Origin of the sequence: Devosia yakushimensis (assembly GCF_030159855.1) — a bacterium.
GTDB classification, from domain to species: Bacteria; Pseudomonadota; Alphaproteobacteria; order Rhizobiales; family Devosiaceae; genus Devosia; species Devosia yakushimensis.
This window is the reverse complement of record NZ_BSNG01000003.1, coordinates 232,388-246,657: the sequence shown is the minus strand read 5'-3', so window position 1 is coordinate 246,657 and position 14,270 is coordinate 232,388. Positions and strand designations below refer to the sequence as shown.

10 protein-coding genes and 2 tRNA genes are annotated in these 14,270 nt (G+C 63.8%); 5 read left to right on the top strand and 7 right to left on the bottom strand.

The window, feature by feature from the left end; all coding sequences use genetic code 11:
• Window positions 1–138: 138 nt before the first annotated feature.
• Window positions 139–498, top strand: a complete 360-nt coding sequence (gene cpdR, locus QQL79_RS19650; RefSeq protein WP_284393747.1) for a cell cycle two-component system response regulator CpdR — start codon at window positions 139–141, stop codon at window positions 496–498.
• 123 nt (window positions 499–621) lie between these two features.
• Here cpdR and QQL79_RS19645 read toward each other — a convergent pair.
• The 4 genes from QQL79_RS19645 to QQL79_RS19630 form a co-directional block, all read right to left on the bottom strand.
• Window positions 622–696, bottom strand: a tRNA-Val gene (locus QQL79_RS19645).
• A 26-nt stretch (window positions 697–722) separates the two neighbouring features.
• A tRNA-Val gene (locus QQL79_RS19640) sits at window positions 723–797 on the bottom strand.
• A gap of 181 nt (window positions 798–978) precedes the next feature.
• Window positions 979–1,776, bottom strand: a complete 798-nt coding sequence (locus QQL79_RS19635) for a phosphodiesterase (protein WP_284393745.1) — start codon at window positions 1,774–1,776, stop codon at window positions 979–981.
• A gap of 143 nt (window positions 1,777–1,919) precedes the next feature.
• Window positions 1,920–2,534 (bottom strand): pyridoxamine 5'-phosphate oxidase family protein, encoded by a 615-nt coding sequence (locus tag QQL79_RS19630; protein ID WP_284393744.1) that lies wholly within the window; start codon window positions 2,532–2,534, stop codon window positions 1,920–1,922.
• Window positions 2,535–2,643: 109 nt separating this feature from the next.
• Between QQL79_RS19630 and msrB the strand changes: the two genes are divergently transcribed.
• On the top strand, window positions 2,644–3,045 hold the full coding sequence (gene msrB, locus QQL79_RS19625) for a peptide-methionine (R)-S-oxide reductase MsrB (protein WP_284393742.1): 402 nt from the start codon (window positions 2,644–2,646) through the stop codon (window positions 3,043–3,045).
• 389 nt (window positions 3,046–3,434) lie between these two features.
• Here msrB and hrpB read toward each other — a convergent pair whose 3' ends face one another.
• Window positions 3,435–5,882, bottom strand: coding sequence for an ATP-dependent helicase HrpB (gene hrpB, locus QQL79_RS19620; RefSeq protein ID WP_284393741.1), 2,448 nt, complete (start codon window positions 5,880–5,882; stop codon window positions 3,435–3,437).
• Window positions 5,883–6,019: 137 nt separating this feature from the next.
• Here hrpB and QQL79_RS19615 point away from each other — a divergent pair, with 137 nt between their 5' ends.
• Window positions 6,020–6,883 carry an aldose epimerase family protein gene (locus QQL79_RS19615; RefSeq protein WP_284393739.1) on the top strand — a complete coding sequence of 288 codons (864 nt, stop codon included), beginning with the start codon at window positions 6,020–6,022 and terminating at the stop codon, window positions 6,881–6,883.
• A 10-nt stretch (window positions 6,884–6,893) separates the two neighbouring features.
• Here the strand turns inward: QQL79_RS19615 and QQL79_RS19610 are convergent, their stop codons facing one another.
• Together QQL79_RS19610 and QQL79_RS19605 are read right to left on the bottom strand one after the other, a co-directional pair.
• Complete coding sequence (locus tag QQL79_RS19610; protein ID WP_284393737.1) at window positions 6,894–8,402, bottom strand: helicase HerA domain-containing protein; 1,509 nt, start codon at window positions 8,400–8,402, stop codon at window positions 6,894–6,896.
• Window positions 8,403–8,755: 353 nt separating this feature from the next.
• Window positions 8,756–10,036: a Gfo/Idh/MocA family oxidoreductase gene (locus QQL79_RS19605; RefSeq protein WP_284393736.1), complete on the bottom strand. Its 1,281-nt coding sequence runs from the start codon at window positions 10,034–10,036 to the stop codon at window positions 8,756–8,758.
• 283 nt (window positions 10,037–10,319) lie between these two features.
• Between QQL79_RS19605 and QQL79_RS19600 the strand changes: the two genes are divergently transcribed.
• Both QQL79_RS19600 and QQL79_RS19595 read left to right on the top strand, forming a co-directional pair.
• Complete coding sequence (locus tag QQL79_RS19600; RefSeq protein WP_284393734.1) at window positions 10,320–10,994, top strand: GntR family transcriptional regulator; 675 nt, start codon at window positions 10,320–10,322, stop codon at window positions 10,992–10,994.
• A 197-nt stretch (window positions 10,995–11,191) separates the two neighbouring features.
• Window positions 11,192–14,098 carry an insulinase family protein gene (locus QQL79_RS19595; RefSeq protein ID WP_284393732.1) on the top strand — a complete coding sequence of 969 codons (2,907 nt, stop codon included), beginning with the start codon at window positions 11,192–11,194 and terminating at the stop codon, window positions 14,096–14,098.
• The last annotated feature ends 172 nt before the right edge of the window (window positions 14,099–14,270 follow it).

Below are 14,270 nucleotides of genomic sequence, written 5' to 3'. Positions count from 1 at the left end.
GGCTGAGGTTGCCAATGTGCAAAACTCGCTTAAACATCGCTCCGTATTTTATGAGCAGGCGCGGATTCGCCGTAAAGGTGCTATCCAAAGATCCGCCCAGACCAAAAGCCTGCTCGAGCCGTGTGGCCGGAGAGATTGATGAAGCGAATCCTGCTCGCCGAAGATGATAACGACATGCGCCAGTTCCTGACGCGTGCGCTCAAGAATGCCGGCTATGAAGTGGTGAGCTTTGACAATGGCTTATCGGCCTATGAACGACTGCGCGAGGAGCCATTTGCGTTGTTGCTCAGCGATATCGTGATGCCGGAAATGGACGGAATCGAGCTGGCGCGGCGGGCGACGGAACTGGACCCTGACTTGAAGGTGATGTTCATCACCGGCTTTGCCGCCGTGGCGCTGAACCCGGACAGCGACGCGCCTAAGGATGCCTCGGTGCTGAGCAAGCCGTTTCATCTCAAGGACCTGGTGAACGAGGTCGAGCGGTTGCTGGCGGCCTGAGGCCAAGCGTAGAGGCTACAACATCCCCGCCCCGGCGGGGATTTTCCTTTGCAGGAATGTACAACCACGCTGCGGACTAGCGGCGTTTTCTTGCCACTTTGGCCGGGCAACAAAAAGAGAAAATGGTGGGAGTAACAAGGATTGAACTTGTGACCCTTCGCGTGTGAAGCGAATGCTCTCCCGCTGAGCTATACTCCCATCGCCGCAAGGCGAAAGTGAAGAGATGGTGGGCGTAACAAGGATCGAACTTGTGACCCCTACGATGTCAACGTAGTGCTCTCCCGCTGAGCTATACGCCCATCTCTCCGGGTGGATCAGCGCTAGTCCGATCCAGTGGCGCGGATAGACCACAAAACCCCTTTGGGGGTCAAGAGGCTAAGTTTCGGCTTTGTGGAAAGTGCGCTGGAATCTGCACCCGGGATGGACCACCCGGGCAAGCCGGGTGGCGATGATGGAACGGAAGGCCCGGGCTGGCTCCGTTTATTCCCGGATGGTGTCGATATCGGCATTGCCGTCGATGAAATCGTCGAACAGGACGGTGGTGCGGTCGGGCGTGCCGACGACGACGGCCATCTGGCCGGGGCCGCTGATGCGGCGCAGTGGCGCCTCGGGGCGGTCGACCTCGAAACTCACCGAATAATGGCCGCCGGCCAGGGTGGTGAAGGGCAGGCCATGCCAGATGGCCGTGGAGGTGAGGTGGACGTGGCCGGCAATGACCTGGCGGATATCGGGATGAGTCTTGAGGGCGGCGACGAAGGCATCGGGCTCGAGAATGCGGATCGTATCGGCGTGGATATGAAGCGCATTGGCATTGTGGTGGAGAATGACGATGACCGGGCGATCCGCCGCTTCGGCCAGCCGCGCCACCAGCCATTCGATCTGGGCGGCTTCCAGCACGCCATCGACCCGGCCCGGCTCGGACGAATCGAGCAGGATGACGCGGTAGCCCTTGATATCGATGACCTTGTCGATCTTGCCGGTTTCGGCGGCGAAATGGGCGCCGAAGGCATTGAGGAAAGTGGGCCGATCGTCGTGGTTGCCCAGGGTGATGTGAACCGGGATGGGCAGGCGCGCGATGATGGATTTGAGGCGTTCGTATGCGGCCGGATTGCCGGTATCGGCCAGGTCGCCGGCCAGGACGCAGAAATCGGCATCGCCATAGCGGGCCACCACGGCATCCACGGCGCGCTCCAGGCGGTCGGCGGTATCGAGCGTCAGCGACAGCTCGCCATCCGGCAGCAGATGGAGGTCGCTCATCACCACAAATTTCAGCGTCATTCTCTTGGCCCTTTTTGGTCGGTTTGGCGGTGCTCGTAGAGAATATGCATGACCGCGTGGTGACAGTCATGGAGGGCGCGGACCGCGGTGTGTGCGGCGAGTAGCCTGAGGGACGCGATTGTGGTCGGGGAGCGCTCGATGCCCTACCACATGGTCTGCTTGGCGCGTTCGGGCCAGGCCTGGTCATAGGCTTGTCCGCCGACCTGATTGTCGGTCATGGCGGCGAGGATTTCGCCGGGCGTGGGCAGGGTTTTGGGATCGAGGTGGCGGGCCGGGTTCCACAATTCGGAGCGGATGATGGCGCGGGCGCATTGGAAATAGAGCTCGTCGATCGCCATGACGATGACCGAGCGGGGCGCTTTGCCATCGACGGCAAAGCTCTCCAGCAGATCGGGATCGGTGCTGAGATGGGCGCGGCCATTGGCGCGGAACGTGGTGCCCGAGCCGGGGAGCAGGAAGAGGAAGGCGACGCGGGGATCGCGCACGATATTGCGCAGCGAATCGATGCGGTTATTGCCGCGCCGGTCGGGCATCATCAGGGTGTGGTCATCGTGGATACGCACAAAGCCGGGCTGATCGCCGCGCGGGGAACAGTCGATGCCTTCGGGGCCCACCGTGGCGAGGGCGGCAAAGGGGGAGGCCTCGATCAGGCGCCGGTATTGCGGGGTCATGGCATGGGCCACCTTGACGGTCGAGGCGGCGACGGCGGCGGGCGTATAGAGCGCTTCAAGCTCTTCGATGGTGCGGATGATGGTCATAAACTATTTCTCGGATGTCACGTCGCCTTGATGGGGCGGGTGGGTGTCGGCGGACCAAAGAAGATACTATATCTGGGCTCAATGACATTGAGACAAAAGGGGAAGAGCCATGGACAGCCATGCCTTCAAAGTGACCCGTACCGATGCGGAATGGCGGGAGAAGCTGACGCCCGAACAATACCAGGTGATGCGCAATCATGGCACCGAGCAGCCGGGTAGCTGCGCGCTGCTGTATGAAAAGCGCGCGGGGGTATTTTCCTGCGCCGGCTGCGATACGCCGCTGTTCGAATCGACGCTGAAATTTGAAAGCGGCACGGGCTGGCCGAGCTTCAACGATCCGCTGCCGGGCGCGGTGGAGACGACGACCGACCGTTCCTATGGCATGGTGCGGACCGAAGTGCATTGCGCGGCGTGTGGGAGCCATTTGGGGCATGTGTTCCCCGATGGTCCGCCGCCGACGGGGCTGCGCTATTGCATCAATGGGGTGGCGCTGGAGTTTTCGCCGGCCTAATCCATTGATATTTCGACCGGCATGGCCTGCGATTGATTGACGGTCCTGGAGCGAGAGCTCCGGGGCCCTTTTATTTGTCACGACGTCATTCCCGCGCAGGCGGGAATCCATTCTTTGGTCCATGGATGATGTTGGAAGAGTGGATTCCCGCCTGCGCGGGAATGACGTCGTGGGAGGAGGATATTGTGGTGGCTGGCAGGTGGAACTGTGGCAACCTCCAGCTTGCTTTCTTCCCTTCTCCCTTGAGGGAGAAGATGCCCAAAGGGCGGATGAGGGTTTTTCAATAAGCATTGAAGGCATGGGAGGGCGCGGGACCCCTCACCCTGTAATTTCTTCTGGACGAAGAAATTACTGTCCCTCTCCCTCAAGGGGCGAGGGGAAGAAGGGGCTCACGTGCCTCTTGGTTTGGCCCTTGCTGTGGCGGCAGCGTTGATGGGGTCTTCGGGCCAGAAATGGCGGGGGTATCGGCCTTTCAAATCCTTGGCGACGTCTTTCCAGCTACCGCGCCAGAAGCCGGGGAGGTCTCTGGTGGTCTGGATGGGGCGGTGGGCGGGGGAGAGGAGGATGAGGAGGAGGGGGATTTTGCCGCCGGCGATCGACGGGTGGCGGTCGAGGCCGAAGAGTTCCTGCACGCGGATTTCCAGCGCCGGGCCGTTTTCGGCGGCGTAGTCGATGGGGAGGTGGCTGCCGGAGGGGGCGGCGAAATGGCTGGGCAGGAGCGTGTCGATCTGCTGGCGGTCGGACCAGGGCATAAGTGTGTCGAGGGCGGCGCCGAGATGTTCGGCAGTGATGGCGGATAGGCGGGTTTCGCCCAGCAGGTGAGGGGCGAGCCAATCGGGATTGGTGGCGAGGGCGGTGGCGGAGAGGTCGGGCCAGGGCGCGCCGATAGAATTGTGCAGGAAGCTGGCGCGGGCGCGCAGGGCCTTTTGATCCTTAGACCAGGGGAGGGCGTCGGGGCCGCGCCTGATGGCGGCCTCGGCGAGGAGTCGGGCGGCGGTTTGCAGGTCTTCGACCGGGCCGGGTTCATCGGCTAGGCGCAGGGCGTCGAGGCGCCTTATGCGACGGGCGCGGACGGACGCGGAGGCTTCGTCGAAGGCCAGCGTCGTTTCGGTCGTGATGTGGTGGGCGAAGAGGGCTTCTAGGTCTTCGCGGGAGAGGGGCGCAGCGGCGCGAATGCGGGCAGTGGCAGCGGCGCCGGTGATGTCGGTGACGACGAGGAAGGGGGCGCTGGCGAGGGCGTCGGTTTGCTCGAGACTGGCCTGGCGGCCATTGGCGAGGCGGAATTTGCCGCGCGGGCCGGCGGCCTGGGCGATGCGGTCGGGGAAGGCACGGGCGAGGTGATGGCCGGCGGGGAGATTGCCGCCCGCTTTGCCGCCGGCTAGTTTGGCCCAGCGCTGGGCCATGGAACGGGCATCACTGGCGCGTTTGGAGCGGTCACTGCGGAAACGGTCGAGGCGGTGGCTGAGGTCGGTGCTGTCGCCGCCCAGGCCGCGTTCACCGATCAGCACGGCAAGTTCGGCGGCGGTTTGGGCATCGTCTTCGGGTGCGGCGGCGACCACCATATGGGCTAGGCGCGGGTGGAGCGGCAGGCGGGCAAGGGCTTTCCCATCGGCGGTGAGGCGGCCGCTTGCGTCGATGGCGTCGAGGCGTTGCAGGAGCGCGGTGGCTTCGGCCCAGGCGGGGGCGGATGGGGCATCGAGGAAGCGCAGGGCGTTTGGGGTGGTGATGCCCCAGGCGGCCAGGTCTAGGGCGAAACCGGCCAGGTCGGCGGAGAGGATTTCGGGGGTGTCGAAGAGGTCTAGGGCGGTATTTTGGCCTTCGTTCCAGAGGCGGATGGCGACGCCCGGACTGGTGCGGCCGGCGCGGCCGCGACGCTGGTCGGCGCCGGCGCGGGAGACGCGGCGGGTTTGTAGGGTCGAGAGGCCGGTGGCGGGCTCGTAGGCGGGGACGCGGCGGAAGCCTGAATCGATGACGATGCGGACGCCGTCGATGGTGAGGGAGGTTTCGGCAATGGAGGTGGCGAGGACGATTTTGCGACGGCCGGAGTCGGCGGGGCGGATGGCGCGGTCTTGCTCGGCCGGGGTGAGCTGGCCGTAAAGGGGGGCGATGTCGGTATTGGCGGGGACGCGGGCGGCGAGGCGTTCGGCGACGCGGGTGATCTCGCCCTGGCCGGGGAGGAAGACGAGGGCGGAGCCCTCGTGGTCGCGCAGGGCGGATAGGATGGCTGCGGTGACTTGATCTTCGAGGCGTTGGAGCGGGTCGGGTTCGGCGTAATGGGTTTCGACCGGGAAGGCGCGGCCCTGGCTTTCGATGATGGGGGCGTTGTCGAGGAGGGTGGCGACTTTTCCGCCATCGATGGTGGCGGACATGACGAGGACGCGCAGGTCGGGGCGGAGGGCGGCAGCGTCGAGGGTGAGGGCGAGACCCAGATCGCCATCGAGGCTGCGTTCGTGGAATTCGTCGAACAGGATTGCGGCGATGCCGGTCAGTTCGGGATCGTCGAGCAGCATGCGGGTGAAGACGCCTTCGGTGACGATCTCCACGCGGGTCTTGGCGGTGATACGGGTGTCCATGCGTACGCGGTAGCCCACGGTTTGGCCGATATCTTCGCCGAGCAGGCGCGCCATCTGGCCGGCGGCGGCGCGGGCGGCGAGGCGGCGGGGTTCGAGGACGATGATGCGGTTGTCCTGGCGCCAGGGGGCGGTGAGCAGGGCGAGGGGGACGCGGGTGGTTTTGCCGGCGCCGGGCGGGGCGACGAGGACGGCATAGGGGCTGTGCGCCAGGGCCGTGAGCAGGGCGGGGAGGGCGTCATCGATGGGCAGGGGTGGCGGGGACAAGCGGAGCTCCGGGTTAGCGGAGGCTTACCCCCGGGCTAACCTTCCCCACAAGGGGGAGGTGACGACAGATAGATCGTGAGCGGCTTGAGCCGGACCGGGTTGGCGGGTAGCGTGCGGCACCAGTTCGGGAGTGCGGCATGAGCAATATCAGGATCGGCAACGAGCATTTGAGCGTCGAGGTTTCGGCGCTGGGGGCGGAGATGCAGTCGCTGACGACGCGGGATGGGCGGGACTGGCTGTGGAATGGCGATGCCGCGTTCTGGACCGGGCGGTCGCCGATTCTGTTTCCGATTGTGGGCAAGGCGCCCGAGGATCATGTCAGTATCGAGGGCGTGCGTTACCCCATGGCCCAGCATGGCTTTGCGCGGCGCAGTGAATTTGCACTGGTGGAAAGCGGGGACGATTTCTGCCGGTTCGAGCTGGCGGCCGGGCAGGCCACGCGCTCGATCTATCCGTTCGATTTCCTGTTGAGTGTCGAGCATCGCGTGGTGGGCGCGGCAGTGGCGGTGACGGCTGAGGTGACCAATCGGGACCATAGGCCCATGCCGTTCGGTATCGGGTTTCATCCGGCCTTCCTGTGGCCGCTGCCGGGCTGCGAGGGGCAGGAGCACACGATCCGGCTCGATAGCGGCGGGGCGCCGGCGCTGGCGCGGCTCGAGGGCGGGCTGGTTGATCCGGAGCCGCTGCCGTCGCCCTTCGTCCATGGGGTGCTGGCGCTGGACCGGGGCCGGTTTACCGGCGACACGATGATCTTTCTCGATGGCGCGGGAGCCGGGCTGCGTTATGGCGCGGAAGGCGCCGAAGTGCATCTGACCTGGGAAAATCTGCCGAACCTGGCATTCTGGACCAAGCAGGCGGAGGCGCCGTTCATCTGCCTAGAGCCCTGGCACGGGACGGCGGCGGCGGTCGGGCGCGGGGATGGGATTGAGGAGCGGCCGTCGACTGTGCTGCTGGGGCCGGGCGCGACGGGGCGGTATGGGTTCGGGGCTGAGGTGGGGTAGAAAAGGGACGCTACTCGGCCGCTCCGCGTTCGTCGATCATGACATCGGGGCCGTTGGGGTCGCCGGGGGCGGTTTCGGCCGATAGCTCGGGGAAGGCGATGACGCGGTTGTTGCGGAAGTCCAGGCGCACGACCAAAAGACCGCGTTCTTCGAACCAGGTCACGAGGCGCCGTGCGCGGCTGGCCGAATGGGTGCCGTAGAGGCGGGCCAGGGTTGCGTCGGAGGGGCAGGGGGCGCTGGTGAGGGCGGCCTGGGCGAGCACGAGGAAGACGCCCTGGACGTCATCGGAGAGCGTTTCGGACAGCGATAGAGCGGTCTGCCAGCCGTCGGATGCCGCGACTTCAGTGTCGGGGGCGACGCGGGCGACGGCCAGCTTGCGCTTGAAGGCGGGCAGAGCGGGGGGCTCGCCGGGCACGCGGCGGATGCGGCAGCGGACCAGAAAATCCTGGTAGAGCACGGCGACGGTGCGGAAGCTGGCGTCGGGATCGCCCAATAGCTCGACCATGATGGCGTCGATCTGGCTATCGCGTTCGGCCTCGTCGATTTCGGGGAAGAGGCTTTGCGGGGCGGCTTCCACCTCGGGGCGGGCGCGGGCGACCTGGGCCAGGAGCTCATTGGTCGAGGGCGGCGGTGGTGGAGCCGGGCGGCGGACCACGGGCCGGACGATCTCTTCGGGGCTGGCGGTGAAGATCAGGTCGGCGGCGTCGATCGGCGCTTCGAAGGGAGTCAGCTTGGGGCTGGTGGAGCGGGCCGAGGTTTCCACCGCGCCGATGGTGACCGGCATGGGGCGGCGGGAAATGGCGGGGCCGAGGGCCACAAAATGGCCGCGGGCCAGATCGCGGAATTGCTCGGCCTGGCGCTTTTCCATACCCAGCAGATCGGCGGCGCGGGCCATGTCGATATCGAGGAAGGTGCGGCCCATCAGGAAATTACTGGCCTCGGCGGCGACGTTTTTGGCCAGCTTGGCGAGGCGCTGGGTGGCGATAACACCGGCCAGGCCCCGTTTGCGGCCGCGGCACATCAAATTGGTCATGGCGCCGAGGGAGAGCTTGCGGGCTTCGTCGGAGACTTCGCCGGCAACGGAGGGGGCGAAAAGCTGGGCTTCGTCGACGACGACGAGGACGGGATACCAGAAATCGCGATCGGCATCGAACATGCCGCCGAGGAATGCGGCGGCGGCGCGCATTTGCTGCTCGACGTCGAGGCCCTCAAGATTGAGCACGACGGAGACGCGGTGCTGGCGGATGCGGCCGGCAATGCGGGTGAGTTCGGCTTCGGTGCGGGTGGCATCGACCACGACATGGCCGAATTTATCGGCCAAGGTGACGAAATCGCCCTCGGGATCGACAATGCATTGCTGCACCCAAGGGGCCGATTGTTCGAGCAGGCGGCGCAGCAAATGGGATTTGCCGGAGCCAGAATTGCCCTGCACCAAAAGGCGCGTGGCCAGCAATTCCTCGAGATCGAGCGTGGCGGGCGCAGACCCCGTCGTCGCGCCCATGTCGATTGCTACCTTCATTAAATCTCCAGGCCGGCCAGTCATGTCTCGGTCGGAGACTCAGGCTGTTGGTTGGCCTAGGGTTAGCATGATTTTGGGCGTGTGGGGGTAGGGGTGGTGGGGAATTTCACAGGGTGAGTGCGGCAGTCATCCGTGTTGTGTTCCAAACGCGGTGTCACCCCGGCGCAGGCCGGGGCCCATCCTGAGATGGTGGCGCGGCCGCAAGGTGTATGGATGGTTCCCTGGCGTGGGCATCACGCGATCTGGCGGCGTGATGCAATATCTCGAGATGGGCCCCGGCCTGCGCCGGGGTGACACCGTGGGTGGGGTGGGATCGTGATGACCCGGCACGCTTTAGTGCCGGGCCCTATGGCTTAGAGGCGAACCAGTTTGCCGACGTTTACCGGCAGGCCGGTGGCGAAGGATTGGTTGGCGGCGATGCCGGTGAGGATGGAGAGGGCGCCGTCGCGGTGGTTGGCGCCGTAGCCGGGCTTGGGGGTGGCGTTGCCGAAGATTTCTTCGAGCATGATATTGTCGCCCCCGCCATGACCGCCCTGGGCATGCTTGATCGGGATGACGCGCGCTTCGCCATGCAGGGGGAAGTGATAGAGGTCGACGCCCTTGGCGGCGCCTTCGGCAGTCGAGGTGGAGCCGGCATTGATGTAAGAGGTTTCGCGCACCATCAGCTCCAAGCGCCCGCCGGTGCCGTTGATGGCGACGTTGAAGCCTTCCCAGGGGGCATAGGCATAGAGCGAATAGGTCATGACCGCCTTGTTGCGGTAGCGGACCATGACATTCATCGTATCCTCGATGGAGATGCCGTCGCCAAACACGTTCTGGTCGCGCTGGTAGCCGTCTTCCTTTTCGCCGTCCCAATAGAGGCCCTTCTGGACCGGGTTGGCGGTCAGGTCGATGGCGAAGGGGTCATCCTTGGCGGCTTCAACGCCCGTGGTGCGGGTATAGGGGGTGAACACCCCGCGATCCTCGGCATTGGCGCGGCCGTAGAATTTGAGATCGCCCATGGCAAAGACCGTGTCGGGCTGGCTGCCGAGCCAGAAATTGACGAGGTCAAAATGGTGGGTCGATTTGTGGACCATCAGGCCCCCGCTATTGCGCTTGTCGCGGTGCCAGCGGCGGAAATAATCGGCGCCGTGGCGGGTATCGAGCAGCCATTCGAAATGCACCGAAGTGGGGGTGCCGATGGCGCCTTCGGCGATCAATTCGCGCAAAGCGGCATTGTGGGGGGCATAGCGATAATTGAAGGTCACCCGCACCGAGCGGCCGGTCCGCTCGACCGCGTCGAGGATCGCCTGACACTTTTCGGGGTCGGTGGTCATCGGCTTTTCGGTGATGACGTCGCAGCCGGCTTCGAGCGAGGCGATAATATATTGGTGGTGGGTGCGATCGATGGAGGTGACGATGACCGTAGCGGGTTTGGTCTCAGCGATCATCTTGGCGAATTCGCTGGCCTTGTAGGTGGGCACGGCCTTGCCGGACAATTCCTGCTCGATCGCCCGATTGGTATAGTCCATGCGGACCTGATTGGTGTCGCAGAGCGCGACGAGCCGGGAATGTTCGCGATGGGGCCCCAGGATGGCTTCATAAAACATCCGTGCCCGACCCCCGGTTCCCACCAGTGCGTAGGTCTTGGCCATTCGATTTTCTCCGGTCTCGATGTGTTCGTTGCGCCATGGACAGGCGCCGGAGATGCGTCTACCATACAAGATGAGAGAGGGCACTAATTCTTTTGATTATTTTGAATGGTGGTCGGGGATTGCTCTGATCCTGCACTCTCCCCCGTCATGGGTGAGGTGTTGGGGCTGGCGGTTGCGCCGGTATCGGAGCCGATAAAAAGATCAAAAAACCTGTGGATCGTGCGGGCGTGGAGGTTGTCACGCGATCAAACCGGGCATGGTTGAGGGAGGAAACAACAAGGCGATGGCCCAGGTGCTGGAAACGAGTGAGGAAACCATTGCGCTGCGCGTCGTTCGGGCGTTGCGCGACGAGATTGTCACCATGGCCTTGCGGCCGGGCGACGTGATTTCCGAAAGCGATATTGCGGGACGCTATGGCGTGTCGCGCCAGCCGGTGCGTGAGGCCTTTATTCGCCTGGCGCAGCAGGGATTGCTGCTGATCCGGCCCAAGCGGGCCACGGTGGTCAAGAAAATTTCGCCCGATGGGGTCAGGCAATCGCGGTTTATCCGCGAATCCATCGAGGTGGAAATCATCCGTCGCGTAGCGGCCAATCCGGGCAATGATGCCGCCGCGGTGCTCGAAGGGTTGATCGCCGACCAGGAAAAAGCCTCGGCGGCCAATGACCGGGCGGCGTTTCATACGCTGGACGAATTGTTCCACCGCACACTCGCCCGGCTGGCGGGGGTGGAATATGCTTGGCAGCTGATCGACGACCACAAGATCCAGCTCGACCGGGTGCGATACCTGACGCTGGGTGTCTCCTCGAGCCAGCGCGCGATTGTCGAGCACAAGGCGATTGCCTCGGCTGTGAGCAAGGCGGATGTGGCGGCGGCCGAAGCGGCGATGCGCGAGCACCTGGAGCGGGCGGAAGTGCTGCTGACCCAGACGATCGAAGATTTTCCAGACTATTTTGAGTAGGTTGGGCGGACGCCTCTTGGGTGACCGTGCCCCTGTTGGGCATCGGAGTACCCCCTCCTAGCCTCCCCCTGATAGGGGGAGGGACTGCCCTGTGCACTCGAATGGATCGCGTTACAATTTCGCAATGTGGGCTGGCGGATTGGGGTGGGGGTGCCTACTTTGGTGGGCAATTGATAGAGCACCCCGAGTATCCCCCCATGTCCCATCCCGCATTCGAGCTGATCCGTGACGAGCATATCGCGGAGGTCAATTCGCAAGTGCAATTGTTCCGGCATAAAAAGACCGGGGCGGAGGTGCTGAGCCTCGTCAATGACGATGAGAACAAGGTGTTTGGCGTAACCTTCAAGACGCCGCCGCAGGATTCGACGGGGATTGCGCATATTCTTGAGCATTCGGTGCTGTGCGGCTCGCGCAAATATCCGGTCAAGAAGCCGTTTGTGGAACTGCTCAAGGGCAGCATGCACACTTTCCTCAATGCCATGACTTTCCCGGACAAGACCGCCTATCCGGTGGCCAGCCAGAATCTCAAAGACTTTTACAACCTGGTCGATGTGTATCTCGATGCGGTGTTTTTTCCGCTGATGTCAGAGGACACGTTCCGCCAGGAAGGCTGGCATTATGAGCTGGAGGATGTGCAGGCGCCGCTGGTTTACAAGGGCGTGGTGTTCAATGAGATGAAGGGCGTGTTTTCTTCGCCCGACGCGGTGATGCGGGATTTGAGCCAGCGCTCGCTTTATCCCGATATCACTTACGGCAAGTCGTCGGGGGGTGATCCCAAGGCTATTCCGGAACTGACCTATAAGCAATTCAAAGAGTTTCACGACACATTCTATCACCCGTCCAATACGCGGGCGTTTTTCTCGGGCGATGATGATGCGGGCAAACGGCTGGCGATTCTGGACGAATATTTCAGCCAGTTTGAGCGGCTGGATGTGGATGCCGAGGTGAAGCTGCAGCCGCGGTTCAATGCGCCGCGGCAGATTGTGGCGACCTATGCGGGCCCCAAGAGTGAGGGCAAGGCGCGGGACGGCATGGTGTCGGTCAATTGGATGATCGATCCGCCGGTAGACCGCACCGAGGCGCTGAGCCATGGCATGCTGAGCTATCTTTTGGCGGGCAATCCGGCGGCGCCTTTGCGCAAGGCGCTGACGGAATCGGGGCTGGGCGAGGGGATGACCGGGGGCGGCATTGGCTCGGGACTGCGCCAGCCGATGGCGAGTTTTGGCATGAAGGGGATCGACGCGGCGGATGCCGAAAAGGTCGAGGCGCTGATCCTGTCGACGCTCAAGGATGTCGCTGAACAGGGCTTTGCCGAGGATCAGCTGGAAGCGGCGATCAATACGTTTGAGTTCTCGCTGCGGGAGAACAATACCGGGTCTTACCCGCGTGGCATGACCTATATGTTTACCGCCATGGGCACCTGGCTGCATGGCGGGGACCCGCTGGAGCCGCTGGCGTTTGAGGGGGCGTTGGCGAGCCTCAAAGCCAAGGCGGCGGAGGGGCATTTTGCCAGGGAGATTTCCCGGCTGTTCCTCGACAATAGCCACCGTACCACGGTGACGCTGAGCGCTGACCCTGAACAGGGGGCGCGTGAGGCGGCGGAGGAAGTGGCGCGGCTGGCCGCTGTGCGGCAGGGGCTGGATGGCGCGGCGCTGGAAGCGGTGGTGGCCGAGACCGAAAAGCTCAAGGCGCTGCAGGAAAGCGTGGATGATCCGGCGGAGCTGGCCAAGATTCCAACGCTGACGCTGGCCGATCTGCCGCGCGAAAGCCGGACGGTGCCGATCGAGATCGGTACGCTCGCCGAGACCAAGCTATTTTATCATGACCTGCCGACGCTGGGGATTGTCTATCTCGATCTGGGCTTTGATCTGCATGTGCTGGACAAGGACCTCTTGCCCTATCTGCCGCTATTCGGGCGGGCGCTGTTGCAGGCCGGGACGAGCAAACAGGATTTTGTGTCGCTGACGCAGCGGATCGGGCGCTCGACGGGCGGGATTGCCCAGCATCGCGGCCTGTCGGCGCGGCAGGGGAGCGATGGTAGCGCGGCGTGGTTTTTCCTGTCGGGCAAGGCCGTGCCGGACAAGCATGAGGAAATGCTCGCCATTATGGGCGATGTGCTGCTCGATGCGCGGCTGGATAATCGCGAGCGGTTCCGCCAGATGGCGCTGGAGGAAAAGGCCGGGTTCGAGACGCGGCTGGTGCCGGGGGGCAATGCCATTGTCGATACGCGGCTGAAATCCGGGCTGACCGAAGCGGGGTGGATTGCCGAGCAATCGGGCGGGGTGAGCTATCTGGGCTTCCTGCGCGAGCTGGTGCAGCGGATCGATAGCGATTGGGCCGGGGTGGAAGCGGCGCTGGTGCGGATACGCGATACGCTGTTCCAGCGGGGGCATATGATTGTTAATGTGACCGCCGATGGCTCGCTGTGGGAGCGGGCCAAGGGGGAGATCGCAAGCTTTCTTGGGCGGCTGCCCAATGGCAGGCCGGCTTTTGCCGATTGGTCGGTGGATTTGGCGCCCAAGTCGGAAGGGCTGATCATTCCGGCGCAGGTCAATTATGTGGGCAAGGGGGCCAATCTGCGGGCGCTCGGGTTCGAGCTGACGGGCGCGTCCAGCGTGGTGCTGAAGTTTTTGAACACCACCTATTTGTGGGACAAGGTGCGGGTGCAGGGCGGGGCCTATGGCGGGTCCAGCCGGTTTGACCTGACCTCAGGCAATTTCTCATTTCTGTCCTACCGCGATCCCAATCTGCTCAAGACGCTGGATGCCTATGACGGGGCGGCCAAGGCGCTCAATGCCGGGATTGGAGAGAATGATCTGACGCGCTCGATCATCGGGGTGATCGGGGATATTGACGGGTATGAATTCCCCGATGCCAAGGGGTATTCGTCGATGTGGCGGGTGCTGACGGGGACGACCGACGCGATCCGGCAGCAGCGGCGCGATGAGGTGCTGGGGGCTAGTGCGGCTGATTTCAGGCAGATGGCCGAGGCGGTGGATGCGGTGGCGCGGCATGGCAGTGTCGTGGTGCTGGGCGGGGAGGCGGCGATTACGGCGGCCAATGAGACGCGGCCGGGGTTGTTGAAGGTTAGCAAGGTGCTGTGAGGGGGCCTTCTCCCCTTGTGGGAGAAGGTGCCTGAAGGGTCACCGAATTCGCGTTTGCGAATTCGGTTGGGATGAGAGGGCTCTTTCTAAGCTTCTGGCATGGGCGGGCGCAGAACCCCTCACCCTGTCATTTCTGCTGAACGCAGAAATGCCGTCCCTCTCCCTCAAGGGG